Source organism: Curtobacterium uvaldense, from assembly GCF_028307415.1.
Classification (GTDB): domain Bacteria; phylum Actinomycetota; class Actinomycetes; order Actinomycetales; family Microbacteriaceae; genus Curtobacterium.
Genome location: NZ_JAQMHU010000001.1, coordinates 25948 through 52514, shown reverse-complemented (window position 1 = coordinate 52514; position 26567 = coordinate 25948). Strand labels below are relative to the sequence as shown.

Genomic DNA, 26567 nt, shown 5'->3' with positions numbered 1-26567 from the left:
GGCGATCGACGACGGACGGGAGGCACGGTGCCAGCTGGCACCGTGCCTCCCGTCCGTCGGCGGTGGCGTCCCGCCGCGGGGGTCGCGCCGAGCGAGCACGATCCGTCACGCCAGGCGGTGCTGGCAGCCGAACGTGCCCGCTCGACGGACGGACACGGCATGTCACGCCCGTTCGGCGGGACGGTGCCGGAACGCGGGCGAGGGACAGCGAGCACCCGGCCGTGGCGGCCTCAGGCGGCGGGGGTCTCCGGGACCTCGACGGCGGCGGTCGCGACGCCGGGGTGCTCGTAGTGCGCGCGGACCAGGATCGGCCGGTGGTCGGAGATGCCCGCGGGCAGGGTCTCGACGCCGGCGATGTGCAGCCCGACACTCGTCGCGAAGTCGAAGTGGCCGGTGAACTTGCGGTAGCGCAGGTAGGTCGGCTGGTCGGACAGCGACAGCGCGAAGCCGTGCTCCTCGATCTTCCGGCGCAGGTTCGTCTGGAACCACGGGTAGTTGAAGTCGCCGACCATGATCGCCGGAGCCTCGTCGGACAGCTCACGGACGAACTGGTGGGCCGCCTCGATCTGCTTGCGTCGCAGGGAGTTCGTGGCCGTCAGCGGCGAGGCGTGGAACGAGGCCACGATGACCTCCGTCTCCGCCTCGGTGTCGCGGAGCCGCATCGCGATGAGCCGTTCGTGCGCGGGGGCGAGCACCCGGTCGTGCAGCGACTTCTGCAGCGAGTGGATGCTGAAGTCCTGCACCTCGAAGCGGTCGTCGCGCTTGTAGATCGCGAGACCGAGTCGGTTGGCCTTCGTGGAGGCGGCGAGCGAAAGCCCGGCGACCTCCGGCGCGAGGTCGTTGCTGTCGCACTCCTGCACGCAGATGACGTCCGCCTGCGACGCTTCCGCCAGGGCGGCGAGCTCGCTGTTGGCGGTGTGCTCGCGGAGGTTGTAGCTGACGACGCGCAGCTCGGTCGGCTGCACGGCGGTGTCGTCGGCGATCGTCCCCTGCTGCTGTGGCCCGGCCATGCTGCCTTCCGTCCTGGGTGTCTCGGTCACCCTGCCGCGGCAACCGTACTCGGCTGTCGCGGACAGTTGCTGTGACCGTAGCGCACCCGGTGTCCCGATCGTGTGACCGTGTCGCGAACGGACAGCGGACAGCCGACAACCCCGCCGGACAGCGGACGACTGACAGCCCCGCCGGACAGCGGGACGGCGTCCGTCAGCGCGCCGCGGCCCGCACCCGGCGCGCCGGCCGCACCGTGTCCCCCGCGGTCCGGCTCATCAGGACACCCTCGACACAGGCCACCACGAGGAGCACGGCGATCACCCAGAACGCCACGTCGTAGGGCCCGGTCCCGCCGAGCCCGGCCGCAGCCCGGATGGCCACGGCGGCGACGGCGACCCCGAAGCCCGCTGCGACCTGCTGCAGCGTCGACGAGAGCGTGTTCGCCGGCGTCATGTCCGCCTGCTCGACGTCGGCGAAGGCGATCGTGTTGTACGCCGTGAAGCCGACCGACCGCGCGGCGCCGCTCACCACGAGCAGCACGGCGAGCAGCCAGAACGGGGTGTCCTCGGTCAGGAACACCATCGCGACGACGCTCAGCGCTGCGATCGCGCTCGACACGACGATCACCGGCCGGTAGCCGAACCAGCGGAGGAACGGCGTGGTCATCGGCTTGATCCCGAGGTTGCCGACGAAGACCCACAGCACCGCGGACCCGGCGAGCACCGCGCTCCAGCCCCAGGCGTCCTGGAAGAGCAGCGGCAGCACGAACGGCACGGCCGACACGGCGAGCCGGAACAGGCTGCCCCCGGCGTGCGAGACGCGGAAGGTCTCGAGCCGGAACGACCCGAGGCCCATGATCGGGTGCGGGGCCCGACGGAAGTGCCGCACGGCGAGCCAGCAGCAGACGCCCCCGACCACGCCCGACACGACGACCGCGACCAGGGGGATCTCGTCGAGTGCGAGCAGGGACGCCATCACCACGAGCGAGCCGAGTCCGAGGCAGGCGAGCAGCGACCCACGCCAGTCGAACGGGACGCGTTCCGGAGCGCGCTCCTGCGGCACGAGGACCAGTGCGGCGACGAAGGCGATCACCCCGAGCGGGATGTTGACGAGGAAGATCCAGTGCCAGCTGAGGGTGTCGACGAGCACGCCGCCGACGAACGGGGCGATGATCGGTGCCGCGAGTGCGGGCCAGGTGAGGATCGCGATGGCGGTGACGAGCTGTTCGCGTCCGGCACTCCGCAGGACGACGAGCCGTCCGACGGGCACCATGAGTGCTCCGCCGAGCCCCTGCAGGATCCGCCAGAGCGTCAGCTCGACGAGCCCCTCCGACGCCGCGCACAGGGCGGAGGCCACCGTGAAGAGCGCGATCGCGCCGGTGAAGACCGTGCGGGAACCGACCCGGTCGGTGAGCCAGCCGCTGACCGGGATGAACACCGCGAGCGTGACGAGGTAGGCGGTGATCGCGACACCGATCGCGGCGGAGTCGACGCCGAGGTCGCGGCCCATCGCCGGGGCTGCGGTCGCGAGGATCGTGCCGTCCAGGAGCTCCATGAAGAAGGTGCCCGCGACGAGCACGGCCACCGCCGTGCTCCCCCGTCGTCGTGTCGTCGTCATCGTCGTCATCACGTCGAATGCTATGCCCGCTCGGTTTCTGCCCGACGCAGCCGGCAGGCGCCGGGGCGTACCACCGTTCTGCACCGCAGAATGGGCGGGTCGAGGACGTTGCCCGGTGGACCCGGCACCGGGAGCGTTGCCCCAGGAGCACACCGCACGACGCAGGAGGACCGATGACGACCACCCCCGCAGCAGCAGGGCACCCCGTCCGCCCGCCCGGCACCGTCACGACGAAGGGCGCAGCCGACCCCGCCGCCCCCGTCCTCGGCCGGCACGTCCTCGACCACGCGCACCTCCCGGTGATGACGCTCCGCGAGTCCGCCCTCGCCCACAACACCGCCGTCATGCAGTCGTACGTCGACCGCCACGGGCTGCTGCTCGCCCCGCACATGAAGACGCACATGGCCCCGGCCCTCGCCGACCGCCAGGTCCGTGCCGGCGCCTGGGGCGTCACGGTCGCCTCCGTCCAGCAGGCCATGGTCGCGTGGGCACACGGCGTGCACCGGATCCTCGTCGCCAACGAGGTCCTCGACCCCGCCGGCCTCGCCTGGCTCGCCTCCCGCCGGAGCGTCGACCCCGACGCCGACGTGCTCTGCAACGTCGACTCCGTCGCCGGTGTCACCGCGGCGGCGAGCGCCGCCCGCTCCGTCGACGGCACCGTCCACGTGCTGGTCGAGGTCGGGTTCCCCGGCGGCCGGACGGGCGTGCGCTCGGCCGAGCAGGCGCGCGAGGTCGCCGTCGCGGCGCACGACGCGGGTCTCGTCCTCCGCGGGGTGACCGGGTACGAGGGGGGCCTGCCCGACGTCGACACCGCACGCGCCTGGGTCGCCGAGGTCCTCGCGATCGCCAGCGACCTGCGTCGTCTCGTCGCCGGCCGAACCCTGCTCAGCATGGGCGGCAGCGCCTGGTTCGACGGGGTGGTCGACGCCGTGGAGGGCCGTCCGGACGACGTCGACGTGCTCCTGCGCTCGGGCGCCTACCTCACGCACGACGACGGCTTCTACGCCGAGCGCACGCCGTTCGGCCGCCGCCCGGAGGAGGGCTCGCTCCGCCCGGCGATCGAGGTGTGGGGCCGCGTCACGTCCTGCCCGGAGCCGGGCCGCGCGCTGGTCGCGGTCGGCAAGCGCGACGTGTCGTTCGACGAGGGCCTGCCGGTGGTGCGCGGGGTCCGGCCGGGAGGCACGGCACACGACCCGCAGGTCGTCCCACCACCCGGGGCGGTCACCGTCACCCGCCTCGACGACCAGCACTGCTACCTCGCCCTGGGTGACGGGGCGCCCGGGCTGACGCCCGGCGACGTCGTCGTGCTCGGGGTCTCCCACCCGTGCACGGTCTTCGACAAGTGGCGGCAGGTGCAGGTGCTCGCGGACGACGACACCGTCACCGAGACGATCGCGACGTGGTTCTGATGCCCGACGACGAGCAGTCGCCGCCGTCGCCCGTGCCCGCGCGCAACGCCGCACTGTCGCTCCGCCGGGGCCTGACGGTCCTCGACCACGTGGCCGACCGCACCCGGAACGGCGCCGCCTCGGTGTCGCTCGGCGAGCTCGCGACGACCCTCGGCACCGCGAAGTCGACCGTGCTGCGCCTGACCGCGCCGATGGTCGAGACCGACCTGCTCCGCCGCACCCCGGACGCCGGCTTCACCCTCGGGCTCGGCGCACTGCTGCTCGGCCAGAGCTACCTCGAGGGCATCGACCTGCGCGCCGCAGCGGCGCCGTTCATGCGGCGCACCGCGGAGTCGACCGGCCTGACCTGTCACCTGGTGGTGCCGGACGGCACGGACATCGTCTACGTCGACAAGGTCGAGACCCGCGGAACGGTCCGGATGGGGTCACGCATCGGCCACCGCCTGCCGATGCGGAACACCGCCTCCGGCAAGGCGATCGTGGCGTTCGGCGACCCCGGGCTCCTCGGCGCGGTGCTCGCCGTGCCCGCGACCGCGATGACCGACCAGTCGATCACCGACGACGGACGCTGGCGGCAGGAGGTCGACCGCACCCGGGCGCGCGGGTACGGGATCGACGACCGCGAGAACGAGCCGGGCATCCGCTGCGTGGCCGCGCCCGTGCTCGACCACGCGAACCAGGTCGTCGGCGCGATGAGCATCTCGGGGCTGGCGTCCCGCTTCCCGGCGGCGGCGGTCCGCGAGCTCGGCGACGGTGTCGTGCGGACCGCGCTCGAGATCTCGGTCGCGCTCGGGTCCTCGTCGGCACAGCTCGCCCTGCGTCGCACGGCACCGGGTGGGGTGACCCGGTGAGCGCGGGCACGGGGGTCCTCACCCTCGGCGAGACGATGCTCCTGCTGGCCGGCCCCGGTGTCGGCGAGGTGTGCGACCTCGACCACATGCGCGTCGACACCGGCGGGGCGGAGAGCAACGTCGCGATCGGGCTGGTCCGTGCGGGTGTCCCGGCCACGTGGGTCGGACGCGTGGGGGCGGACCCCGCCGGTGACCGGGTCCTGCGGGACGTCGGGCAGGCCGGGGTCGAGGTCGCCGCGGTCGTCGACCCGGACCGTTCGACCGGGCTCATGATGAAGGAACGACTGCGGGACGGCCGGACCCGCGTGACCTACCACCGTCGACACTCCGCGGGCTCGGCGCTCGCACCGGAGGACGTCCCCGCCGGGCTCGTCGAGCGGTCGGCGCTCGTCCACGTCAGCGGCATCACGCTCGCGCTCTCGGAGTCCGCCCGGCGGACCGTCACCTCGGTGCTCGACCGCGCCGAGGCCGCCGGGGTCCCGGTGTCCTTCGACGTGAACCACCGGCAGAAGCTGCTCGACGCCGCGGTCGCCCGGGAGCACTACCGCGCCGTCGCCGCCCGTGCCGCGGTGGTCTTCGCCGGCGACGACGAGGCCCGCATCCTGCTCGGTGACCCGGACGGTGCCGGAGACGACGGGGCGAGCCCGCCGCAGTCCGACGAGGACCTCGCCCTTGGGCTCGCCGACCTGGCCCATGGTCGTGCCGTGGTGAAGCTCGGCTCCCGCGGCGCCGTCTCGGTCGTGGACGGGCGGACGACCCGCCGCGCGGCGACACCGGTGCGCGTCGTCGACCCGGTCGGCGCCGGGGACGCGTTCGTGGCGGCCTGGCTCGCGGCGACGCTCACGGGGGCCGACGCGGACACCGCGCTCGACCGGGCCGCCGACGCCGGAGCGCTCGCCTGCACCGTCCCGGGCGACTGGCGGTTGCCCGGCCCCGGCGCGAGCACCGACACGCTCACCGCCGACGCGTCGGACCCGTCAGACCCGTCGGACCCGTCAGACCCGTCGGACCCGTCAGACCCGTCCGGCCCCCGAGCAGCCGCGATCGACACCGCGGTGCACGACCGCGTCGACCGCTGACCGCGACCACCACCCGTCCGGCACGAACCCGCCCGACCGATCCGAGGAGCCACACCGTGAGCACCCACCACACGTCCACCGGCGACAGCCCGTCGGTGCCGCACCACGGCACCCGGCACGGCGCGGGTCCGGCCGTCGCGATCCTCCGCGGCGGCACGGGCGAGCACGTCGAGGCGGTCGTCGACACCCTGGTGGGCGCCGGCGTCCGCGCGGTCGAGCTCACCACGAACACCCCGCGCTGGCGCGAGGGCACCGCCTGGACCGCGCGACAGTTCGGCGACGGCGTCTCCGTCGGGGTGGGCACGGTCCTCGACCCGGAACAGGTCGACGACGCTGCCGACCTGGGGGCGTCCTTCGTCGTCAGCCCGCACCTCGACCCCGCGATCGGCGAGCGTGCCCACGAGCGGGGCCTCGGCTGGTACCCGGGAGCAGCGACGCCGACCGAGATCGTGCGGGCGTGGCGGCTCGGCGCCCGGGCGGTGAAGGTGTTCCCGGCGGCACAGCTCGGCGGCCCCGCGTACCTGCGGCAGGTGCTCGCCCCGCTCGACTTCGTCGACGTGGTCCCGACCGGCGGCATCGGGATCGACGATGCCGCCGACTACCTGGCAGCCGGTGCGGTGGCGGTCGGACTCGGCTCCCCCCTGGTCGGTGACGCCCTGGGCACCGGGGACACGGTCGCGCTGCGGTCCCGCGCGGAGCGGCTCGTCGCGGGGCTCGCCCGGTGACCACCACCGCGGAGACCGGTGCGCCGCTCGTGCTCCGCGGCGGGTCCGTCGTCGACCGGGACGGCCCCACCCGCGCGGACGTGCTCGTGGAACGCGGTCGGATCACGGCGGTCGGTGCGACGCTCCCCGTGCCGGACGACGCCAGCACGATCGACTGCGGTGGCCGCACGGTCCTCCCCGGGGCCGTCGACGCGCACTCGCACGCCGGGTCCCGGGTCTTCGACGAGGACGTCCAGCTCGCGCTGCTCCGTCAGGGCGTCACGTCGATCGTCACCGGCCAGGACGGCGTCGGCCCGGCCCCCGGCGACGGCAGGTGGGCGGGCCGGTACTTCGCGGCGATCGACGGCCCGCACCCCCGGTACCGCGGCGGCGGCACCACCGGCCTGCTGGCGACGTACGACGGCACCACGCCGCTGAACGTCGCGACCCTGGTGCCCGCCGGGACGATCCGGCACGAGGTGCTGGGCGACGAGGACCGACCCGCGACCGCCGAGGAGACCACGGCGATGCGCGCGCTCGTCCGCCGCGGGCTCGCCGAGGGAGCGCTCGGGCTCGCCACCGGGCTCGACTACGTGCCGGGGCTGTACGCCGACACCGCCGAGCTCGCGGCGCTCTGCGCGGAGGTCGCCGCCGTCGACGGCGTCTACGTGTCGCACGTCCGCGGCGGGTACGAGGCGAACCTCCGCGTCGGGCTCGATGAGGTCGCCGAGATCGTCCGGTCGAGCGGGGTCCGTGCGCACGTGTCGCACCTGCACGCTCCGGTCGACACGGCCCTCGGCGTGCTCGAGGACCTGGCGGCCGCGGGGGTACGGCTGACCTTCGACGCGTACCCGTACTCCCGCGGGTGCACGATCCTGTCGATGCTGCTGCTCCCCGCCGCGCTCGCGCGCCCCGGCACCGACGACCTCGCCCGCGCGGTCGCCGACGACGCCGGACGCCGCCGGGTCCGCACCGCCGTGCTCGACCGGGTCACCGCGCGCCCGGACCTCGGACCGGGCTGGGCGGACCAGGTCACGCTCTCCCACGTGCCCTCACCGGCGCACCACGACCTGCAGGGCCGCACCCTGACCGACGCCGCCGCGGTGCGACGCACCGAACCCGTGGACCTGGCGATCGACCTGCTCGTCGCCTCCGACCTGCAGGTGACCGCGATCATGCGCGTCCCGCACCCGCGCTCCCCCGCCGACCTCGCGCCGCTCGTCCGGCACCCCGGGCACACCGCGGGGTCGGACGGCATCCACGTCGGCACGCACCCGCACCCGCGGGCCACCGGCACCGTGGCGCGGTACCTCGGCGACTTCGTGCGTGCCGGGCTGCTGTCGTGGCCGGACGCCCAGCGGCACCTGTCGACCACCGCCGTCGAGCACCTGCGGCTGGGCGACCGCGGGGTCGTGCGTGCGGGGGCGGTCGCCGACCTCGCGGTGGTCGACCCCGAGCGGGTGGCGGCGCGGTCGACCTACGACGACCCGACGGCCACGGCTGTGGGGACGGACGACGTCCTGGTGGCGGGCGTGCCGGTTCTCGCTGCCGGACGTCTGACGGGCACCACCCCGGGCGCCGGGATCCGGCGTGCGGGCGCGACGGCACCGAGGGGCACCGGAGGTCGGTGAGGTTCCGCTCAGGGAGCGGGACGGCGGGTGACGATCAGGAGGCGCTGGGCAGCACCGCGACGACGTCGATCTCCACGAGGATCCCGGCCAGGTGCGACTGCACGGTCGTGCGGACCGGGTACGGCTCCGAGAAGTGCTTCGCGTACTCCTCGTTGAAGGCGGCGAAGTCCCGGTCCGAGTGCTCGAGGTGGACGGTCGACTTCACGACGTCGTCGAGGGTCGCGCCGTGCTCGGCGAGGACGGCGGCGACGTTGGCCAGCACCTGGGCGGTCTGTCCGGCGACGTCGTCGGCCATCGCCCCCGTCGCCGGGTCCTGCGGCCCGAAGCCCGCGGTGTACAGGAACCCGCCGGCCACGATGCCCTGGCTGTACGGGCCGGCGGGTGCCGGGGCGTTCGCGGTGACGATGGCGGTCTTCGGCACGGGGACTCCTCTGGTCGTCGGACGCGGTCCGTCCGGGTGGGCCTCCAGGCTAGGGCCGGCCCCACTGCGCGGACCGACCACCCGCCGGAGCCGTTGCGGTGTGCAGAACGCGGGACGGGCCTCCCGGCCGACCACCGACGACCGGCCCGTGCGCGACCGGCCACCGGCCACCGGCGTGCCGGAGGGTGCCAGGCGACGGTCGGTACGCTCGGTCCGTGCCCACCGAGAGCCCTGCGCCCGCCGGAGCGGGCCGGTGAGCCGCACCGACGGCGCCGTCACCGGGACGCTCGCGAACGGTCGACGTCGCATCGTCGACCTGGCGACGAGCCTGCCCGTCTGGGCCGCGGTGCTGCTGGTGTGGGGCGGCGGCCGTCTCGTCTCCACGGTCTGGCTGGCGCTCGCCTACCCGCTGATGGCCCGGCAGATGCCGGACAACGCCATCTGGGGCAACGAGCACGGGTTCGGGTCGTTCCTCACCGCGTGGGACGGCCAGTACTACGAGCAGATCTCGGTGCACGGCTACCCGACGACGTTGCCGCTCGACGCCGCCGGGCACGTCGCCCAGAACGCGTGGGCGTTCCTGCCGGCGTTCCCCTTCGCCATCCGCATGCTGACGGCCTCGACCGGGGTGCCGTTCGCCGTGGGGGCGCCCCTCGTCGCGCTGGCCGCCGGGCTCGTGGCGACGTTCCTGCTGCACCGGCTGGTGAGCGACCGTGCTGGCAACGCCGCGGGCATGTGGGCGGTCTTCTTCTTCACGTGCGGTCCGCTGTCGTTCCTGCTGCAGGTCGGCTACGCGGAGAGCACGTTCCTGGCACTGACGTTCGGCGCCCTGCTGGCGCTCGAGCGACGGCGCTACGGCCTGCTGACGGTGCTCGGCGTGGTCGCGGCGTTCACCCGTCCCGGGGCGCTCGCGCTGCCGCTCCTGCTCGGGGTCGTCGCACTCGTCCGCTGGGTGCGTGCACGACGAGCCGCCGCGGGCACCGGTGTGCGGTCCCTCGAGGCGTTCCCGGTGGCGGAACGCGTCCGGGTCGTCACCGCCGGCATGGTGATGGCCGCGGCGGGGCTGGCCTGGCCGGTCATCGCGGCGCACGTCACCGGGCGGTCGGACGCCTACCTGGAGACCGAGATGTCCTGGTGGGTGAACTTCATCGGGCGGGTCGACTTCACGCCGATGACGCCCTGGTTCCTGATCGCCGGGCGGTGGCTCGGGGTCGGTGGGATCCTGATCGTGGTCGTCCTGCTCGTGGCGTACCCCGTCTGGCTGCTGCGGCGCTCGACCCGGGCGCTCGGCTCGACGACCGTGCTGTACTCCGCCGCCTACGCGCTCTACATCTTCGCGGTGTCCCTGCCGATGGCGTCCACCCCGCGGCTCCTCATGCCGCTCGCGCCGTTGTTCGGCTCCCCCGAGCTCGTCGCCCGGCCCTGGATGCGCTGGACGTTCGTGAGCTGTGCGCTCCTCGGGCAGCCGGTGCTCGTCGCGGTGCTGTGGCTGCTCGGCCCGCCCTGACCCCGGTCGCACGCGCGGCGGAAGGCTCGCGGCACGCTCGCGGAACGCAACGTCGGCGGTTCCTCGCAGGGCTGTACCGCTGCGAGGAACCGCCGACGTTGCGTGGTGCGGGAGCGGGTCGCGCTAGAGCTCGACGGTGCCGTGGTGGCCGGTGTCGGGCTGGCTCTGCTTGCCGATCGCGGCCTTCAGGGTCTGCACGAGGCTGCCGACCGGGCCGGTGTCCTGCGTCCAGTACTCGACCGAGTCGCCCTCGACGGTGAGGAGTCGGATGGTCGGGTCCTGACGGCCGTCCGGGAACCACGCCTCGGCGAACGGGGACCACAGCTCGTCGATCACGGACTCGTCGCGGGTGACCGTCGCCGTGCCCGCGATCGACAGGTACCCGCCCTGCGACTCGATGGCGACGTTGACGTGCGGGTTGCGCGCGATGTCCTCCACCTTCTCGCTGCCGTCCTGCACCAGGAAGCGGAGGGTCCCGTTGAACGCCTTGTCCTGCACGGCCAGCGGACGGGCGTGCAGCTGGCCGTCGTCGCTGACGGTGGTGAGCAGGGCGGTTCGAGCGCCGTGGACGATGTCCGAGATGGCTGCGCGGTGGTCTGCCTGCGTGTCGGTCATGATGCTCCTGTTCGTCGTGCGCCCCGTTGTGCTCGACGTCCGGCCGGGCACTGCCCGGGCGCGTTCCGTTCCCGCCAGTGTGCCCCTCGTCGCTGGGACCTGCCCGCCCGGGTTCCGGCCCCCGCACGAGTGGCTGCGGCGCGGACGCGTGCCGCGCGGGACCGGGCGTCCCCGGCGACGACGGGCGTCCCTGGCGAGGACGGGCGTACCTGGCGAGGACGGGCGCACCTGGCGAGAACGGGCGCACCTCGCGGAAATGGGCGTCCCTGGCGGAAACGGGCGTACCTGGCCGTCCGAGAACGGGAGGTACGCCCGGAACGATCAGGTACCGCGGTCGTCATGGGAAGGAACGGGCACGGACGGACACCCACACGCTCCGACCCAGCGGCCCCACACCGCGCCGCCCCCGGGGCCGAGGGTGACGCGTCAGGCGGCGGGCTCGCGGATCGTCGTCTCGACGTCGACGACCTGCGGGACGCGCGGCATCGAGGCGAAGCCGAACGCCACGGGCGGGTCGAGCGGGGCCAGGGACCCGAGCGGTTCCCCCGCCCAGGACCCCGTGACGGCGGTGACGTCGTGCGCCCCGGTCACGCCGTAGTACTCGCGGCGGCCACCACCGGCGGTGCCGGCCGTGCCCGCGCCGGGAGCGACCAGTCGTGCGACCGGGTCGATCACGCTGAGCCACCGCGGATCACGCGCGATCGGCTTCGGCACCATGCGGAGCACCCGCCCGAGCGGTGAGATGGATCCGACGTCGATCGAGGCGCGGAGCGGGCCGGCGTCGAGCTCGAGACCACGAGCGGTGCGGCGGGCGTCGATGTCGACCACCGACACCGTGTCGAAGCGGTAGGTCCCGGAGACGTACGCGGCGACGATCTCGTCCGGCGCGAGGAGCACGCTCGACCCGTCCGGCTGCTCCAGGAAGACGTCCGTGAAGGCTCCGAACGGCGACCGGTCCCACATGCCGACGACGAACCGCACACCGGACGTCGTGCCGACGCCCATGATGCGACCACGGAACCGACGCTCGACGATGTTGGGGCGGGGCGACATGCGGTGGACGGTACCCGGCGCTGCCGTGAGTCGGCGTGGCGGCGGTGGGGCGCGCCTCCCGGCCGACGGGACGCTGCCGGACCCGGCACAACGGGAAGCACCCCGCGCCACGGAATCCCGTGGTGCGGGGTGCTCCTCGTTGTGCACGAGCAGGCCGCACCGGCCCGCCCCGAGCAGCACCGGCCCGCCCCGAGCAGCACCGAGCCGCCCCGAGCCGCACCGGCCCGCCGGCCCACCCCGAGGAGGCGTCCGCCTACGGCACCGGCACCGGCTCGGCGAGCAGCTCGCGCACCCGCGGTGCGACCCGCGTGCCGTAGAGCTCGATCGACCGCATCATGTCCTCGTGCGGCAGGCGACCCGTCGCGTACCGCATGTCGAAGCGCGAGACGCCGAGGATCCGCATGTTCCGGGCGATCTTCCGCGCGACCGTCTCCGGCGACCCGACGTACAGCGACCCGCCGGCGGACAGTCCCGCCTGGTACTGCGCGGCGTCGAGGGGCGGCCAGCCGCGCTCGCGGCCCAGCCGGTCGGTGACAGCCTTGTGGTACGGCCAGTAGCGCTCGGCTGCCTCGGCGTCGGTCTCGGCGACGAAGCCCGGCGAGTGCATCGCGATGGGCTGCTGCGGGAGCTCGAGCTGCGTGAGCGCCTGGCGGTACAGCCGCGAGAACGGGGCGAACTGCGCCGGCTGCCCGCCGATGATCGCGAGGAACAGCGGCAGGCCGTAGGACGCCGCACGGATGACGGACTGCGGCGAGCCGCCGACGCCGATCCAGGTCGGGATCGGGCCGTGCTCGAGCTTGGGGAAGACGTCCTGGTCGACGAGCGCCGCGCGCTTCGTGCCGGACCACGTCACCGCGTCCCCACCGCGCAGGGCGTTCCAGAGCTGCAGCTTCTCCTCGAACAGGACCTCGTAGTCGGCCAGGTCGTAGCCGAACAGCGGGAAGGACTCCGTGAACGAGCCGCGGCCGAGGATCACCTCGGCGCGCCCGTCCGACAGGGCGTCCACGGTGGCGAAGCGCTCGTACACGCGCACCGGGTCGTCCGAGGACAGGACGGTGACGGCGGAGCCCATGCGGATCGACGAGGTGCGGGCGGCGATGGCGGCGAGGACGACCTCGGGGGCGCTGACCACGAAGTCCTCGCGGTGGTGCTCCCCGACGCCGATGAAGTCGATCCCGACCTGGTCCGCGAGGACGGCCTGGTCGACGACGTCGCGGATGCTCTGCGCGTCCGAGCGGAGCGACCCGTCGGCACGCTCGGTGACGTCTCCGAAGGTGTCGAGGCCGAGCTGAACCGGCCCGATGCGCTCGGGTGCGGGCGGCGGGACGTCCGACGGGCGGTCGGTGCCGAATGCGTTGCTCATGTGCGCCTCCTGATCGATGCGTTTGCATGAACTGTAGCACCGCGGGAGCCGGACGTACAGCCCCGACGGCGCGCGCCCGGCGGGTCACCAGACCGCCGGCGTACCGTGCCGCGCATGGCGAACATCCCCGACCAGACCGGCCGTCGCATCGTCGTGACCGGCGCGAACAGCGGCACGGGCAAGGAGACCGCGAAGCGGCTCGCCGGTGCCGGCGCGAGCGTCGTGCTCGCCGTCCGCACCACCGCGAAGGGCGAGGACGCCGCGACCGAGATCCGCCGGGAGCACCCGGGCGCCGACCTCGAGGTGCGCGAGCTCGACCTCGCCGACCTCGCCAGCGTCCGCCGGTTCGCCACGGGCATCGCCGACGACGGTCGCCCCCTGCACGTGCTGGTGAACAACGCCGGCGTGATGGCCCCGCCCGAGCGCTTCGAGACCGCCGACGGCTTCGAGCTGCAGTTCGGCACGAACTTCCTGGGTCACCTGGCGCTCACGAACCTGCTGCTGCCGACGTTGCTCGGCACGGCCGCGGGCAGCGACGACGCCCGGCCCCCGCGCGTCGCGACGATGTCGAGCCTCGCCGCCATCCCCGGCAGCATCCGCTTCACCGACCCGCAGTGGGAGCGCGGCTACAACGGCTGGCGGGCCTACTCGCAGTCCAAGCTGGCCGACCTGCTCCTCGCGCTGCACCTGCACCGGCTGTCCGTCGAGCGGGACTGGCCACTCGTCAGCACGGCGGCCCACCCCGGCTACACGCGCACGAACCTGCAGTCCACCGGCCGCTCGCTCGGCCGGTCGCGTCCGGTCCGCGCGAGCGACCGCGCGCTCCCCTTCACGCAGGCGGTGGAGCAGGGCGCGGAGCCGCTCCTGTACGCCGCCGTCGGTCCGGCCGCGGTCGGCGGGGCCTACTACGGGCCGTCCGGGTTCGGGGGCCTGACCGGACCGACCACGACGGTCTCGGTGCCGCGCTCGGCGCGCAGTGCGGACCTCGCCCGGTCGCTCTGGGCGGTCGCCGAGGACCTCACCGACACGCACGCGCCCGCCTGACCGCTGGCTCGGCACCCGCACCGGCCGGGAGGCACGACCCGACCGCGTCCCGTCGGCGTCAGAACCGCAGGTGGTCGCGTGCGAACGCGTCGATCACCCCCGCCTCGAGGGCACGCTGTCCGCGGGCGGTCGGGTGCACGTCGTCGGACTGCATCCACTCCGGGTGGCCGGACAGCGGCTGCCCGATGTCGACGTAGGTGCCGCCGTCGCGCCGGGTCGCCCGCTGCAGGGCGTGCGAGATCGTCGCCAGCTGCGCCGGCGGGGCCTGCTCGTTCCACACGGCGCTCAGCCCCACCACCCGGGCTCCGGGCAGGTCGCGGTGGACGAGGGCCACGAGCTGGTCGGTGGCGCTCGTCACCTGTGCGTCGTCCTCGCCCAGGTCGTTCGAGCTCGCCTGCACGAAGACGACCCGGGGGCGCAGGTCGACCGCACGCTTGACGAGCCCCGGGTAGGCACTGGCGCACGCGTCCGGGTCCCCCGTGGCGACGACGCCGGCCCCGTCGCAGGACAGGTTCGTCAGCTGCCACCGTTCGGTCCGGGCGAGGAGCGCGGGCCAGGCCTGCTCCGGCGTCAGGCCGTGGCCGCCGCTCACCGAGTCGCCGATGACGACGATCCGCTCCCCCGGGGCGTGGTCCCAGGCGCGGCCGGTCGGGCTCGGCGAGGAGGCCGCGGCCACCGAGGAGTCCTCGCTGCAGCCGACGAGGGCGAGCGCGGTGAGGGCGGCGAGCGTCGCCGCGAGGACGGCTCGACCGCGGGGACGGCGCCGCGGAGCAGGGTCACCGATGCCCGCGACGGTGCGCGGGGACGGCCGTGTGGTCGGGGTCACGACGGGGACCGTACGCCGCCGGACCACGGCGGGACCGGCCGGTGCGCTGCTGCTCCTCACAGCATCGGGGACGTCCGGGCGGGACGCTCACGCCCGGTGCAGCTCCACCGAGCCGTCGAGGCGTCCCGGGTGGGCGAGCCGCGCGTGCTGCAGCACCGTCCGACCGGGCCCGACCGCGGCGGCGACGACGGACAGCGTCGCGACGTGGCCGTCCGGCTCGACCGCGTCGCGCAGGATCGCGTCCGGGTGGTCCGGGGGCAGGGCCGCGGAGTCGGCGAGCACGCCGAACCAGCCGCTCCAGCCGTCGCCCGCGTCGTCACCGAGGTCGGCGGTGCGGAGTTCGTCGAACGGGCCGAGCGCCGGCGGTCCGGCCGGCGCCGGGGCCGCGCGGAAGGCCTCGAGCCACCGGCCGACCCGCGGCGCGGCGGGGTCGTCCGGGGCTCCGTGGGTCACCATGTGCACGCCGGGCTCGAGCAGGGTCGTCCGCACCGCCCCGCCGTCCCAGGTGTCGACGGCGGCGCCCTCGGCCGTGGCCCGTACCAGGTTGAACGCACGCGTGGTCGGGAGCGAGCCGCCCGCGCCCGGCGCCGCGCCGGTCAGCGCGTCGAGCGGCAGCACGCCGCGGGTGGTCCAGGTGCCGTCGTCGCTCGGCACCGGTTCGGCACGGTTCAGCACGACGGCGAGCCCCGCGGCGTCGGACGCGGCGAGCCACGCTCCGCCGGCCGACCGGTCGCGCACACCCCGGACGGCGGGGTCGAGCTCGGGCCACCAGGCGGCGGGCGGGTCCCAGGGACGGTCGGGCGACTCGTCACGGAGCGCCAGCACGGTGACGGGCCACGCGGCGCCGGGGTCGACGCGGACGACGACGGTGCACATGGGCTCGATCCTCGCACGGCCGTCCGGGTAGCGTGACCGACGTGGATGCTGCAGCAGGTCGCCGTCTGTCCGTCGTCGTCGGGATCACCGGGGGCATCGCCGCCTACAAGGCCGTGGGGGTCGTCCGCGACCTCGTCAAGCGCGGCCACGACGTGCACGTCGTCCCGACCGAGGGTGCACTCCGCTTCGTCGGACTGCCGACGCTCGAGGCGCTGAGCCGGAACCCGGTCACGACGAGCGTCTGGGACGACGTGGCCGAGGTGCGGCACGTGGCGCTCGGACGCCGGGCGGACCTGGTCGTCGTCGCGCCCGCGACCGCCGACTCCCTGGCGCGGATGGCCCACGGACTCGCCGGGGACCTGCTCGGGACGACGCTGCTCGCGACCGAGGCGCCCGTGGTGGTCGCCCCCGCGATGCACCCGCAGATGTGGGAGCACCCCGCGACCCGGGCGAACGTCCGGACCCTGCGCGACCGCGGGGTGCACTTCGTCGGGCCGGTGGTCGGCGCGCTGACGGGTGACGACGCCGGGATCGGCCGGATGGCGGAACCCGAGGACATCGCGGCCGCGGCGCTGGCGGTGCTCGACCGACCGACCGAGGCGGGCCGACGGGACCCGGGCGGGGCGGGCCTCCCGGCCGGTGCCGCAGCGGGGTCGGGGACGGGGGCGCGGGGCGACCAGGGCGACCTCGCCGGGGTGCGTGTCGTCGTGAGCGCGGGAGGGACGCGCGAGCCGTTCGACCCGGTGCGCTTCGTCGGCAACCGGTCGAGCGGACGCCAGGGCGTGGCGATCGCCGCGGATGCCGTCCGACGCGGCGCGACCGTGACGCTCGTCGCCGCGAACGTGGACGCCGGGCTCACCGCGGAGCTCGGTGCGACCGTGGTGCCCGTCGGGTCCGCCCAGGAACTCGCCGACGCGGTGCACGCCGCGGCGGTCGACGCCGACGTGGTGGTGATGACCGCCGCGGTCGCGGACTACCGACCGGCCGAGGTCCGCCCCGACAAGCTGAAGAAGGACGACCAGGGCGACACCATGACCCTCGAGCTCGTCCGCAACCCCGACGTGCTGGCCGACCTCGTCCGAGCACGCCGCACGGGGCAGGTCATCGTCGGGTTCGCCGCGGAGACCGAGCCCGACAGAGAGGCCCGGATCGCCCTCGGACGCGCCAAGATCGCCCGGAAGCCGGCCGACCTGCTCGTCGTGAACCACGTCGGGTGGCACGCGGGCTTCGAACGCGAGGAGAACGCGATCGAGGTGCTCGTGCCCGGCGGCGACGTCGTCCGGGAGACCTCCGGCAGCAAGGCGGACGTCGCCACGGCGGTGCTCGACCTCGTCGCGACCGCCCTGACCTGAGCGACGCCCGACACCCGCTCGGGCGAGGGCGTGCACGATGGGCGCATGCGACGACGCGAGCGCGCCCGACGTGCCACCCGGACCGCCACCATGCTCGCCGTGCTCCTCGGCGGAGCCGGCGTCACCCACTTCCTGCGCCCGCGGGGCTACGACCGGATCGTGCCGGAGGGCCTCCCCCCGCGCCTGACCACGGTCGCCTCCGGCGTGGCCGAGCTCGGCATCGCCGCCGGGCTCGCCGTGCCGGCCACCCGTCGCGCGTCCGGCTGGGCGGCAGCGGCACTGTTCCTGGCGGTCTTCCCCGCGAACGTCAAGATGGCCGCCGACCTCCTCGACAGCCCACGCGCAGGGCGCGCCGCACGGCTGGTCGGCGTCGCGCGGCTCCCGCTGCAGGCGCCGCTCGTGGCCTGGGCCGTGCGCGTCGGACGACACGCGCCACGACGGTGACCGACGCGGTCCGACAGCGGGCGGCGGTCCCGCTCGTGCACCGGCCCGTCGCCGTGCACGCGTGGGAGGACATCGTGTTCGCGCACTGGCGGCGGGACCCGGCCTCGCTCGCCCGGCTCGTGCCACGCGGCACCCGGCCCGACGTGGTCGACGGCAGCGCGTGGGTGGGTCTGACCGCCTACGTGTTCCGCGAGACGGCCCTCCCGCCGTTCCCGCCCTCACGACGACTCGGTTCGATGACCGAGGTCACGATCGAGATCCCGACCGTCGACACCAGGGGTCGCCACGGCATCGTCTACCGCACGGTCGACACCGGCCACGTCCCCGCCATCGTCGCCGCGAACACGCTGCTCGGCGTGCCGTACACGTTCTCCCACGTCCGGGCGACGCGTCGCGGGGACACCCTCGACCACCGGTCGGTCCGGCACCCGGCCCGGGCGGTGCACCCGGTCCGCTGGGCGCGGGCGCTCGTGCACGCGGGGAACGCACGCCCGCCGCGACCCCGCCCGCGGCACGACGTCCTCGTCCGGGTCACCGCGGGCGACGTCGTGGACACGCCGCTCGCCGCCGCGCTCACCACGCGCGCCGGCATCCACGCGCGGCACCTGGCGCAGACGCTCTTCTGGCAGCGGCAGCACGCGCCGCTGACCGTCCGCAGCGCCCGGCTCGAGCGGCTCGAGGGCGACCTGCCGGACGCCGTCGGGCTGCCCGGGCTCCTCGACCGCGACCCCGACTCACTGCTCGTCGTGGACGCGACGAGCGTGCGCTACGCGTGGGGCGAGGTGGTCCGGTGAGCGACGACCCGTTCGACCTCGACCGGTTCGTGCGTGCGCAGGAGGGCGTCCACGAGCAGGCACTCGCGGAGCTGGCGGCCGGCCGGAAGCGGTCGCACTGGATGTGGTTCGTGTTCCCGCAGCTCGCCGGCCTCGGGCGCAGTGCGACGGCGCAGCGGTACGCGATCGAGGGGCTCGCCGAGGCGCGGGCGTTCCTGGCGCACCCCGTGCTCGGTCCGCGCCTGCTCGAGGCTGCCCGCACCGTCGTCGACGCACCGGCCCGGAGCGCGGACGACCTGTTCGGTGGGATCGACGCGCTGAAGGCGCGGTCGTCGGCGACCCTGTTCGCCAGGGCCGCCGAGGACCCGGCTCCGTTCCGTGCCCTGCTGGACCGGTGGTTCGACGGGACCGAGGACCCGGTGACGGTCCGGCTGCTCGACGCCACCTGAGGCACGGCGACCGACGGACGACCGTTCACATATCAGGTACGGTGATCAGGCGTCGACACCGACCGGTCCGGCGCTCCCGACCGTCCACCGAGAACGAGGACACCCGCATGCCGGTCCCCAGCAGCGCCCCCACCGAGCACCAGCTGCTCCGCGACACCGTCCGCCACAAGATCCACGCCGCGATCATGGACGGCACGCTCGAGCCCGGTGAACGCCTCAACGACGACGAGCTCATCGCCTGGCTCGGCGTCTCCCGCACCCCGATCCGCGAGGCCCTCAGCCAGCTCGCCCGCGCCGGTCTCATCGAGATGGCACCGAACCGGTACACCCGGGTCACCACCCCGAAGGCCGAGGAGGTGGTCGAGGCGATGCAGACCCTCGGCGTGCTGTTCGGCGGGGTCGTCCGGCTGGCCGTCCCCCGGCTCACGGCACCGACGCGGAAGAAGATCCTGGCGCAGCTCGACCGCACGATCACCGAGCTCGACGCGCACGACGTCCCCGCCGTCAACCACGACGCGCTCTCGGTCTTCGGGCTGTACGTCGACGCCTGCGGCAACGAGAACCTGCAGCGGGTGTGCCGCGACACGACCGACGGTCTCGCGTTCCGCCTGCGCCTGCCGAACCTCGACGAGCTCATCGACTGGGACCAGCTGACCGCGGACTTCCGCCGGCTGCGCGACGCGACCGAGAGCGGTGACAACATCGCCGCCGAACTCGCGACCGAGGCGATCCACCTGCTCCCGGGCGAGAAGCGGCACCGCTCCAGCTGAGCGCACCTGTCACGTCGTACAGGAACGCCCGTCCCGGACCTCGGGACGGGCGTTCACGCACCCGGCGTCAGCACCCCGCACGGCACTCGGTCACCCGCCCGTGGGGACCGGTAGCATCGCTCCGACCCGCTCGAACAGCCTCGACCCGACGACCCGGGAGCACCGCATGAGCCACCGCCAGCCGGACCGCACCGAGATCGCCGCGCGCCTCGCCGCCGCCGTCGGACGCATCAACCGCCGCGCGCGCACCGACTCGGCCGCGCTGGGCTACGGGCTCGTCTCCGCACTCGCGACGATCCAGGCCGAGGGACCCCTGCGCCCCGGCGACCTGTCGCGGATCGAGGTCGTCACGAAGCCCACGATGACGCGCATCCTCACCGAGCTCGAGCAGCGCGGCTTCATCGAACGCGAGGCGGACCCGCGGGACGGCCGGGCGTTCATGGTGTCGGCCACCCCCGCTGGCATCGCTGCCGTCGAACGGGCCCGCTCCGACCGCACCGGCATCGTCGCCGGGCTCATCGCGGACCTGCCCGACGACGACGTCGACTCCATCGCCGCCGCCCTCGCCGCCCTCGAACGAATCGGCCAGGGCGAGCGCTCCCAGGAAGCACACACCTCCGGGCGCTGATCCGGCGGCGTCAGCACCGTTACCGAACCGTTACCAAGGGGTGGACGGACGGTTCTGCCAGGGCTTCCGGACGGGCTGTCCAGGCTGACACGTCATCGTGACGGCTTCGCCCGAGCAGGCGGCCACCCGGTCGCCCAGCGGCGGACGGACGGGCCCCACACCACCGTCCGGTCCTCCCCCGGCTCGCGGCTCCCCCACGACGGCCGTCCCGACGGTCGTGCACGCTCCCCCACACCCGCGTGCCCGATCCGGCGTGCCCGGGAGTCGCCCTCCAGCCGGCCGACCACCGGAACCGATGACGCGAACCACCCCCGAAGCCCCCATCACCGCGACCACCCGACGCCAGGCGCTCGACACCCCGAGCCGCCGTGTCCGCCGTGCGCTCCGCAGTCGCTCCGCCCTCGTCGTCGGGGGCGTTGCCGCCGTCGCCCTCGTCGGCGGACTCGCCACCGTCGGCACACAGCCGGCCATCGGCGAGGCCATCGGCGTCCCCTCCGCGAGCGCCTCGGCCACCCCCGCGCTGCACGGCGCGGACCTCGACCGCGCCCAGGCCGCCGCGACCATCGCGACCGCCCGCACGGTGCTCGCCGACGCGAACGACAAGACCGACACGCGCGCCCTCGAACGCCAGGTCGCAGCCCTGTCGGACTACCGCGGCATGTCCGGCTCCGCGATCACCACCCGCATCGCCTCGACCGTCGACGCCACGACGCAGGTCGCCGACGAGAGCGCGTCCCAGGACAAGGCGGACGCCGACGCGGCGGCAGCGGCAGCAGCGCAGGCGAAGGCCGACGCCGAGGCGAAGGCCGCAGCCGAGCGTGCGGCAGCGGAGGCCGCGGCAGCAGCCGAGCGCCTCGCCGCTGCGAACACCGTCGCCGGCGCCAAGGCCACGGCGTCCTCGATGGCGTCGTCGCAGTACGGCTGGGGCTCCGCGCAGTTCCAGTGCCTCGACAACCTGTGGACCAAGGAGTCCGGCTGGAACTACCGGGCCGTCAACCCGAACGGTGGCGCGACGGGCATCCCGCAGGCGCTCCCCGGCTCGAAGATGGCCACGGTCGCGGCCGACTGGCAGACCAACGCCACCACCCAGATCACCTGGGGGCTGCGGTACATCAGCGCGGCCTACGGCACGCCCTGTGCCGCGTGGGCCCACTCGCAGGCGAACAACTTCTACTGAGCCGCGAGCGGGTGACGGGCGTCACCGGATGACGGACGGGAGGCACGGTGCCGGCGGGCGCCGTGCCTCCCGTCCGTCCCGTGGTCCGTCGTCGTCGCCCTGCCGCCGTGCGAGCGAGCCCGTCCGGTCAGCCGACGCGCGCGATGCGCACGTCCACGCGGCCGAGCGCGAGCCCGCGCTCGCTCGCGACGCGGAGCGCGGCGTCGTGCGCCGCACGCGCCGCAGCCCGCGCGGGAGCCGATCCGTCGGTGCCGATGACGACGCGGAGGACGTCGTCGTCGAGCACCACCCGGGACACCGGCGCACGCGAGGCGAGCCGCCGGGCGGACTCGACCGCGCTGCCGAGGGTCGGCCGCGCACGGTACAGGTCGGCGACGCCGGGCGCCGCGAGGACCGCGGCCTCGATCGCCGCGGCCGTCTCGTCGTCGATGCTCATGCGCGGCCCTCCTCGTCGGTCGCTCCTGGCGCTGCCTGGTCCCCGTCGTGCGCGGGCGGGAGCGGGGGCAGGAGGTCACGGACGTGCACGTCGATCGCCGCGACACGGAGGTCGGTCTGCTCGGCGAGGATCTCGGCGACGGCCTGGCGGACGTGCTCGGCGGTGGCGTGGATCGGTGCCCCGGACCGGATCGCCAGCTCGACCAGGACCCGGACGGGTGCATCGAGCAGCGTGACGTCGCCCTGCAGCGCGCAGCGGGCGATCACGACACCGGGGACGACGTCCCCGGCCGTCCGGACCAGGGACCGGATGGCTCCCTCGGTCATCACGGGACGCTCGGTCGGGACGGACGGGCGCAGCGGGACGTCGCGACCGGCGCGGGCCTCGAGCGAGATGTTCGCCAGGACACCGCCGATCCACGACTCGTCCGCGGGTGCCTCCTGAGCAGCGGCGGTGTCGAGCGAGCCGAGGGACGACTGTCGGAGCCGGACGAGTGCGGCGAGCGCGTTCTGGCACGCCGCGGAGTCGTCGATGCTCGGGTCGGCCGGTTGCATCCCGGCGTCCAGGTAGTCCGCGAGCTCGTCGATGGTGTGGCCGTCGAGGTCCTCGGGTTCGAGCGCGTCGAGCGGTACGTCGTCGGGGCGCGTGCGGTCGGGTCCGGTCATCGCCATGCCTCCATGAGACGGATCATGTTCTTCCTCGCACGCGAGAGCAGGCCACGCACGGTCGACACCGGCAGGTCGAGCTCCTCGGCGATGTCCTCGTAGCGGTACTCGAGCATCTCCTTCATCACCCAGCACCGCCGCTGCGCCTCGGGGAGCTCGGCGAGGGCGGTCTCGACCGCCTCCTCGCGGGACCGAGCCTCGGCGACCCGCTCGGGAGCGTCGTCCCGCGGTGCCGCGACCTCGAGCTCGGTGACGTCGAGGTGCTCGCGCCGCGCCCGGATGCGGTCGATGCACTTGCGACTGAGGATCCGCATGAGCCACGACTTGACCTTGGCGCCGTCGTCGAGCGCGTCGAGCCGGTTCCACGCGGTGATGAAGGTCTCCTGCACGACGTCGTCGAGCTCGTCGGTCGATCCGAGGGTCCGCCGGGCGTAGGCCCGGAGCAGGGGTGTGTACCGCCGGATCAGGACCTCGAACGCCCGGACGTCGCCGTCGGACGAGCGGCCCGCGAGGACGGCGTCGTCGAGGTCGGCGAGGGGCTGGTACGGCACACCACCCTTCTACCGGTCAGTGGTGGAGGAAGTCTGGGCGGGTGGCCGCGCACGACGGTGGGCTCGGCTCCGTGACCCCGGTGCGCCAGGATGTGGGCATGAGCCACGTCACCGCCGTCTGCCGCGTCGACCAGCTGCTCCGCGACGCAGGCACGATCGGCATCACCGCCATCGACAAGCGCCCGGTCGTGGGGCCCGTCCGTGTCCGCCCGCTCGGGCTCCACGCCGACGTGCAGGCGGACCGCAAGCACCACGGCGGCGAGGACCAGGCGGTGTACGCCTACGCCGACGAGGACGCCGCGTACTTCGCCGAGGCCCTGGAGCGCGACGTCCCACCCGGGCTGTTCGGCGAGAATCTCCGCACGAGCGGGGTCGACGTCACGGGTGCCGTCACGGGCGAGCGGTGGCGCATCGGCGAGACGCTCGAACTCGAGGTGACCATCCCACGGGTGCCGTGCGGGACCTTCGCCCGCCGGATGGGGATCCCCGGCTGGGTGAAGCGGTTCGCCGCGGAGAACCGGCCGGGTGCCTACCTCCGGGTCCTGCACATCGGACCGGTGGCAGCCGGCGACCCGGTGGTCGTCACACACCGCCCGGAGCACGGCGTCACGATCGGCGAGATCTCGGCCGGCCCGTCAGCCGAGCGGGCCCGCGCGGTGCTGGACTCCGGCGACCGACTCGCCCCGACGGTCGTCCGTGACCTCGCGAAGGTCCTCGCGCGCGGCCGGGTCTGACCCTTCCGCCCGACGGCGCGCTGCCGGGTCGAGGGGGCGCCGGTTCCGCGGGAGACCGGCGACGACCAGGTCGTACGAGTTCGCCACGAGGTCCTCGACCATGGTCTCGTCGAGACCGTCCCCCGGTGACAGCGTGATCCAGTGACGCTTGTCCATGTGCCACCCCGGGCTGATCTCGGCGTGGTCTCGGACGAGTGCCGCCCCGTGCGGCGGCGCGCACTTCAGGTTGACGATGGGCACCCCGCGCAACGTCGTGGCGAGCACGAACATCCGGCCGACCACCTTGTGGACGACGGACTGCTCGCCGAAGGGCTGCGTCTCCTCGACCGCGGGCAGGGCCAGTGCCGTCCGGAAGGTCACCTCGTGCAGGGCTGTGCCGTCCATCGCACCAGCATGCCGCACACGCCTCGTTCGGGGGGATCAAGGAATGAGTGCTGCTCGGGTACGCTCGGTCCGCCGTGCACCCGACGCGGCGGCCGCGCGAGCGGTCACGACCCGTCCCAGGGGAAGAACCCGTGCGCATCATCCACAGCCTCGGCGTCGCCGCCGTCACCACCGCTCTCGCCGCGTCCGTCGTGCTCGGCGGCGCGACCACCGCCTCCGCCGCGCCGAAGACCTACGCGAACTGCACCGCCGTCCACAAGGTGTACTCCGGTGGCATCGCGAAGAAGTCGGTGACGAAGAACCGGGTGACCTCCGGCGGGAAGACCACCTACCGCGCACTCAAGGGCACCGTCAAGAAGGACGACGCGCTCTACGGGGCCAACAAGAAGATGGACCGCGACGGCGACGGGATCGCCTGCGAGAAGAGCTGACGTCCGACGGACCGAGCGGCCGGCCAGCCCGGCGACGGACCGCTCGGTCGACCGGGGCGCTCGATCGCCCGGCGCTCGCGGCCGCCCGCGGCCGCCCGCGGTCAGAGCGTCGGGACGCCCTCGTGCCCCGACCTCGGCCGGGCCGTACCGGCGACGCCGGTGACGACGGAGCCCGCGGGGACGTCCTTCGTCACGACCGTGTTCGCGCCGACCACGGAGTCCGCGCCGATCGTGATCGCGCCGATCAGCGACGAGCCGGCACCGAGCACCACGCGGTCACCCACGGTCGGGTGCCGCCGCCGCCCCGGACCGTGCTCGCCCCCGCGCCCGCCGAGCGTGACGCCGTGGAACACCAGCACGTCGTCACCGATGACCGCCGTCTCCCCGATCACGACGCCGAGGCCGTGGTCGATGAAGAAGCGCCGGCCGATGCGGGCGCCGGGGTGGATCTCGATGCCCGTGGTCGATCGAGCGACCTGCGCGACCACCCGGGCCGCGAACCGGGATCCAGGGAGACCACGCGCGAGCCACAACCGGTGCGTGAACCGGTAGGTCCAGATCGCGTGCAGCCCCGAGTAGACCACCGCGTTCTCCAGGTCACCCCGGGCAGCGGGGTCACCGCGGCGTGCCGCAGCGAGGTCCTCGCGGACCCGCCACAGCACGCCGCGTCGGACGGCACGCGTCACGCAGTGAGCCCCTCGAACAGCGGTGTCGACAGGTAGCGCTCGCCGGTGTCGCACACGATCGCGACCACGCGCTTGCCGGCGTTCTCCGGACGGGCGGCGATCTCGACGGCGGCGTGGATGATCGCGCCCGACGAGATGCCGGCCAGGATGCCCTCCTCGGTGCCGAGCGCGCGGGCGAGCCGGAGTGCGTCGTCGAGCTCGACGTCGAACACCTCGTCGATGACGTCACGGTCGAGGACCTCGGGGACGAAGTTGGCGCCGATCCCCTGGATCTTGTGCGGCCCCGCCTTGCCCTCGGTCAGCAGCGGTGAGTCCTTCGGCTCGACGGCGACGATCTGCACGCCCGGCACGCGCTCCTTGAGCACCTGACCGACACCCGTGATCGTCCCGCCGGTCCCGACACCGGCGACGAAGACGTCGACGTGGCCCTCGGTGTCGCGGAGGATCTCCTCCGCCGTGGTCCTGCGGTGGATCGCGGCGTTCGCGGCCGTCTCGAACTGGTGGGCCAGGATCGCGCCGGGGGTCTCGTCGACGATCTGGCCCGCGCGTGCCACGGCGCCCTTCATGCCCTCGGAACCGGGGGTCAGGACGACTTCGGCGCCGAAGGCACGGATCAGGGCACGCCGCTCGACGCTCATCGTCTCGGGCATCGTGATGACGACGCGGTAACCGCGGGCGGCGCCGACCAGCGCCAGGGCGATGCCGGTGTTGCCGGACGAGCCCTCGACGACGGTGCCGCCGGGGCGCAGCTCGCCGGACTCCTCGGCCGCGTCGATGATCGCGACACCGAGGCGGTCCTTGACGCTCGAGCCCGGGTTGTAGAACTCGAGCTTCGCGAGGACCTCGGCGCCGTCGGCCTTCGGCAGGCGGTTGAGCCGGACGAGCGGGGTGTTGCCGAACGCCTGCGAGATGTTGTCGTAGATGGTGCCGGTCATCCGTTGTCGTCCTCCGGGTCGAGTTCTCACGCCGTCGGTGGCGGCGCTGCGGTCCGCTCGCGATCCTAGCGACGGCGCCCGGTGTTCCCCTGTCGATGACGCCCCTTGACACGGCGGGCGCACACCGCGCCTCCCGGCCACCCCTGCCCCACCGCGCCCGCGCCCG

General features: G+C 74.3%; 30 protein-coding genes. 16 read left to right on the top strand and 14 right to left on the bottom strand.

The features are described 5' to 3' along the window. Positions 1-230: 230 nt before the first annotated feature. Complete coding sequence (locus PIJ49_RS00295; RefSeq protein WP_251154580.1) at positions 231-1010, bottom strand: endonuclease/exonuclease/phosphatase family protein; 780 nt, start codon at positions 1008-1010, stop codon at positions 231-233. A gap of 193 nt (positions 1011-1203) precedes the next feature. Further along, positions 1204-2616 (bottom strand): MFS transporter, encoded by a 1413-nt coding sequence (locus PIJ49_RS00290; RefSeq protein WP_235426351.1) that lies wholly within the window; start codon positions 2614-2616, stop codon positions 1204-1206. 164 nt (positions 2617-2780) lie between these two features. Between PIJ49_RS00290 and PIJ49_RS00285 the strand changes: the two genes are divergently transcribed. Genes PIJ49_RS00285 through PIJ49_RS00265 form a run of 5 tightly spaced genes read left to right on the top strand, consistent with a single transcriptional unit; the run spans position 2781 to position 8281 of the window. Then, on the top strand, positions 2781-4016 hold the full coding sequence (locus PIJ49_RS00285; protein WP_271825089.1) for an alanine racemase: 1236 nt from the start codon (positions 2781-2783) through the stop codon (positions 4014-4016). Beyond that, positions 4016-4867 carry an IclR family transcriptional regulator gene (locus PIJ49_RS00280; RefSeq protein ID WP_066655376.1) on the top strand — a complete coding sequence of 284 codons (852 nt, stop codon included), beginning with the start codon at positions 4016-4018 and terminating at the stop codon, positions 4865-4867. The genes PIJ49_RS00285 and PIJ49_RS00280 overlap by 1 nt, the downstream gene beginning before the upstream one ends. Beyond that, entirely contained in the window at positions 4864-5946 is a 1083-nt protein-coding gene (locus PIJ49_RS00275) for a sugar kinase (protein WP_271825087.1), read from the top strand. The genes PIJ49_RS00280 and PIJ49_RS00275 overlap by 4 nt, the downstream gene beginning before the upstream one ends. Before the next feature lie 56 nt (positions 5947-6002). Then, positions 6003-6671 carry a bifunctional 4-hydroxy-2-oxoglutarate aldolase/2-dehydro-3-deoxy-phosphogluconate aldolase gene (locus PIJ49_RS00270; RefSeq protein WP_271825086.1) on the top strand — a complete coding sequence of 223 codons (669 nt, stop codon included), beginning with the start codon at positions 6003-6005 and terminating at the stop codon, positions 6669-6671. Then, entirely contained in the window at positions 6668-8281 is a 1614-nt protein-coding gene (locus tag PIJ49_RS00265) for an N-acyl-D-amino-acid deacylase family protein (protein ID WP_271825085.1), read from the top strand. Before PIJ49_RS00270 ends, PIJ49_RS00265 begins: the two co-directional genes overlap by 4 nt. A 34-nt stretch (positions 8282-8315) precedes the next feature. Here the strand turns inward: PIJ49_RS00265 and PIJ49_RS00260 are convergent, their stop codons facing one another. Further along, positions 8316-8702 carry a RidA family protein gene (locus PIJ49_RS00260; protein ID WP_066655379.1) on the bottom strand — a complete coding sequence of 129 codons (387 nt, stop codon included), beginning with the start codon at positions 8700-8702 and terminating at the stop codon, positions 8316-8318. 253 nt (positions 8703-8955) lie between these two features. Between PIJ49_RS00260 and PIJ49_RS00255 the strand changes: the two genes are divergently transcribed. Next, entirely contained in the window at positions 8956-10209 is a 1254-nt protein-coding gene (locus tag PIJ49_RS00255) for a putative hexosyltransferase (RefSeq protein ID WP_271825084.1), read from the top strand. A gap of 123 nt (positions 10210-10332) precedes the next feature. On the opposite strand, the gene PIJ49_RS00250 is transcribed toward PIJ49_RS00255, so the two are convergent. The 3 genes from PIJ49_RS00250 to PIJ49_RS00240 all read right to left on the bottom strand — a co-directional run bounded on the left by PIJ49_RS00250 (position 10333) and on the right by PIJ49_RS00240 (position 13240). Next, the gene (locus tag PIJ49_RS00250) at positions 10333-10824 is read right to left on the bottom strand and encodes a pyridoxamine 5'-phosphate oxidase family protein (RefSeq protein WP_209685002.1); all 492 of its coding nucleotides are present in this window, start codon (positions 10822-10824) and stop codon (positions 10333-10335) included. Between the two features lie 426 nt (positions 10825-11250). Continuing rightward, positions 11251-11877, bottom strand: a complete 627-nt coding sequence (locus PIJ49_RS00245; RefSeq protein ID WP_271825083.1) for a hypothetical protein — start codon at positions 11875-11877, stop codon at positions 11251-11253. Positions 11878-12130: 253 nt separating this feature from the next. Then, the gene (locus tag PIJ49_RS00240; protein WP_235426353.1) at positions 12131-13240 is read right to left on the bottom strand and encodes an LLM class flavin-dependent oxidoreductase; all 1110 of its coding nucleotides are present in this window, start codon (positions 13238-13240) and stop codon (positions 12131-12133) included. Between the two features lie 114 nt (positions 13241-13354). Here PIJ49_RS00240 and PIJ49_RS00235 point away from each other — a divergent pair, with 114 nt between their 5' ends. Then, positions 13355-14284 carry an SDR family oxidoreductase gene (locus PIJ49_RS00235; protein ID WP_271825082.1) on the top strand — a complete coding sequence of 310 codons (930 nt, stop codon included), beginning with the start codon at positions 13355-13357 and terminating at the stop codon, positions 14282-14284. Positions 14285-14342: 58 nt separating this feature from the next. On the opposite strand, the gene PIJ49_RS00230 is transcribed toward PIJ49_RS00235, so the two are convergent. Beyond that, positions 14343-15110 carry an SGNH/GDSL hydrolase family protein gene (locus PIJ49_RS00230; RefSeq protein WP_271825081.1) on the bottom strand — a complete coding sequence of 256 codons (768 nt, stop codon included), beginning with the start codon at positions 15108-15110 and terminating at the stop codon, positions 14343-14345. An 87-nt stretch (positions 15111-15197) separates the two neighbouring features. Further along, positions 15198-15986, bottom strand: a complete 789-nt coding sequence (locus PIJ49_RS00225; protein ID WP_271825079.1) for an NRDE family protein — start codon at positions 15984-15986, stop codon at positions 15198-15200. A 65-nt stretch (positions 15987-16051) separates the two neighbouring features. Here PIJ49_RS00225 and PIJ49_RS00220 point away from each other — a divergent pair, with 65 nt between their 5' ends. The 7 genes from PIJ49_RS00220 (at position 16052) to PIJ49_RS00190 (ending at position 21579) form a co-directional block, all read left to right on the top strand. Continuing rightward, positions 16052-17338 carry a bifunctional phosphopantothenoylcysteine decarboxylase/phosphopantothenate synthase gene (locus PIJ49_RS00220; RefSeq protein ID WP_271825352.1) on the top strand — a complete coding sequence of 429 codons (1287 nt, stop codon included), beginning with the start codon at positions 16052-16054 and terminating at the stop codon, positions 17336-17338. 45 nt (positions 17339-17383) lie between these two features. Beyond that, on the top strand, positions 17384-17782 hold the full coding sequence (locus tag PIJ49_RS00215) for a DoxX family protein (protein ID WP_066655395.1): 399 nt from the start codon (positions 17384-17386) through the stop codon (positions 17780-17782). After that, the gene (locus PIJ49_RS00210; protein WP_271825077.1) at positions 17779-18576 is read left to right on the top strand and encodes a DUF2071 domain-containing protein; all 798 of its coding nucleotides are present in this window, start codon (positions 17779-17781) and stop codon (positions 18574-18576) included. The genes PIJ49_RS00215 and PIJ49_RS00210 overlap by 4 nt, the downstream gene beginning before the upstream one ends. Then, on the top strand, positions 18573-19004 hold the full coding sequence (locus PIJ49_RS00205; protein ID WP_066655400.1) for a DUF1810 domain-containing protein: 432 nt from the start codon (positions 18573-18575) through the stop codon (positions 19002-19004). Before PIJ49_RS00210 ends, PIJ49_RS00205 begins: the two co-directional genes overlap by 4 nt. Before the next feature lie 107 nt (positions 19005-19111). Further along, positions 19112-19774, top strand: coding sequence for a GntR family transcriptional regulator (locus tag PIJ49_RS00200; protein WP_081985319.1), 663 nt, complete (start codon positions 19112-19114; stop codon positions 19772-19774). Positions 19775-19940: 166 nt separating this feature from the next. Beyond that, complete coding sequence (locus PIJ49_RS00195; protein WP_066658510.1) at positions 19941-20402, top strand: MarR family winged helix-turn-helix transcriptional regulator; 462 nt, start codon at positions 19941-19943, stop codon at positions 20400-20402. Positions 20403-20697: 295 nt separating this feature from the next. Next, complete coding sequence (locus PIJ49_RS00190) at positions 20698-21579, top strand: aggregation-promoting factor C-terminal-like domain-containing protein (protein ID WP_271825076.1); 882 nt, start codon at positions 20698-20700, stop codon at positions 21577-21579. Between the two features lie 127 nt (positions 21580-21706). Here PIJ49_RS00190 and PIJ49_RS00185 read toward each other — a convergent pair whose 3' ends face one another. From PIJ49_RS00185 to PIJ49_RS00175, 3 genes are read right to left on the bottom strand one after another with little or no spacing between them, the layout of a single operon-like run. Next, on the bottom strand, positions 21707-22015 hold the full coding sequence (locus tag PIJ49_RS00185; protein WP_066655412.1) for a hypothetical protein: 309 nt from the start codon (positions 22013-22015) through the stop codon (positions 21707-21709). Continuing rightward, positions 22012-22686: an Asp23/Gls24 family envelope stress response protein gene (locus PIJ49_RS00180; protein WP_271825075.1), complete on the bottom strand. Its 675-nt coding sequence runs from the start codon at positions 22684-22686 to the stop codon at positions 22012-22014. The genes PIJ49_RS00185 and PIJ49_RS00180 overlap by 4 nt, the downstream gene beginning before the upstream one ends. After that, entirely contained in the window at positions 22677-23231 is a 555-nt protein-coding gene (locus tag PIJ49_RS00175; RefSeq protein WP_066655417.1) for an RNA polymerase sigma factor, read from the bottom strand. Before PIJ49_RS00175 ends, PIJ49_RS00180 begins: the two co-directional genes overlap by 10 nt. 98 nt (positions 23232-23329) lie before the next feature. On the opposite strand from PIJ49_RS00175, the gene PIJ49_RS00170 reads away from it, so the two are divergent. After that, on the top strand, positions 23330-23965 hold the full coding sequence (locus PIJ49_RS00170; RefSeq protein WP_271825074.1) for an MOSC domain-containing protein: 636 nt from the start codon (positions 23330-23332) through the stop codon (positions 23963-23965). Here the strand turns inward: PIJ49_RS00170 and PIJ49_RS00165 are convergent. Next, the gene (locus PIJ49_RS00165) at positions 23867-24349 is read right to left on the bottom strand and encodes an MmcQ/YjbR family DNA-binding protein (protein WP_271825072.1); all 483 of its coding nucleotides are present in this window, start codon (positions 24347-24349) and stop codon (positions 23867-23869) included. The genes PIJ49_RS00170 and PIJ49_RS00165 overlap by 99 nt on opposite strands. 131 nt (positions 24350-24480) lie before the next feature. On the opposite strand from PIJ49_RS00165, the gene PIJ49_RS00160 reads away from it, so the two are divergent. Beyond that, a complete protein-coding gene (locus tag PIJ49_RS00160; RefSeq protein WP_200884105.1) occupies positions 24481-24780 on the top strand; it encodes an excalibur calcium-binding domain-containing protein in 300 nt (99 codons plus the stop codon). A 101-nt stretch (positions 24781-24881) separates the two neighbouring features. Here PIJ49_RS00160 and epsC read toward each other — a convergent pair whose 3' ends face one another. Both epsC and cysK read right to left on the bottom strand, forming a co-directional pair. After that, positions 24882-25466, bottom strand: a complete 585-nt coding sequence (gene epsC / locus PIJ49_RS00155) for a serine O-acetyltransferase EpsC (RefSeq protein WP_271825069.1) — start codon at positions 25464-25466, stop codon at positions 24882-24884. After that, positions 25463-26401: a cysteine synthase A gene (gene cysK, locus PIJ49_RS00150; protein WP_271825068.1), complete on the bottom strand. Its 939-nt coding sequence runs from the start codon at positions 26399-26401 to the stop codon at positions 25463-25465. The genes epsC and cysK overlap by 4 nt, the downstream gene beginning before the upstream one ends. Positions 26402-26567 lie beyond the last annotated feature (166 nt).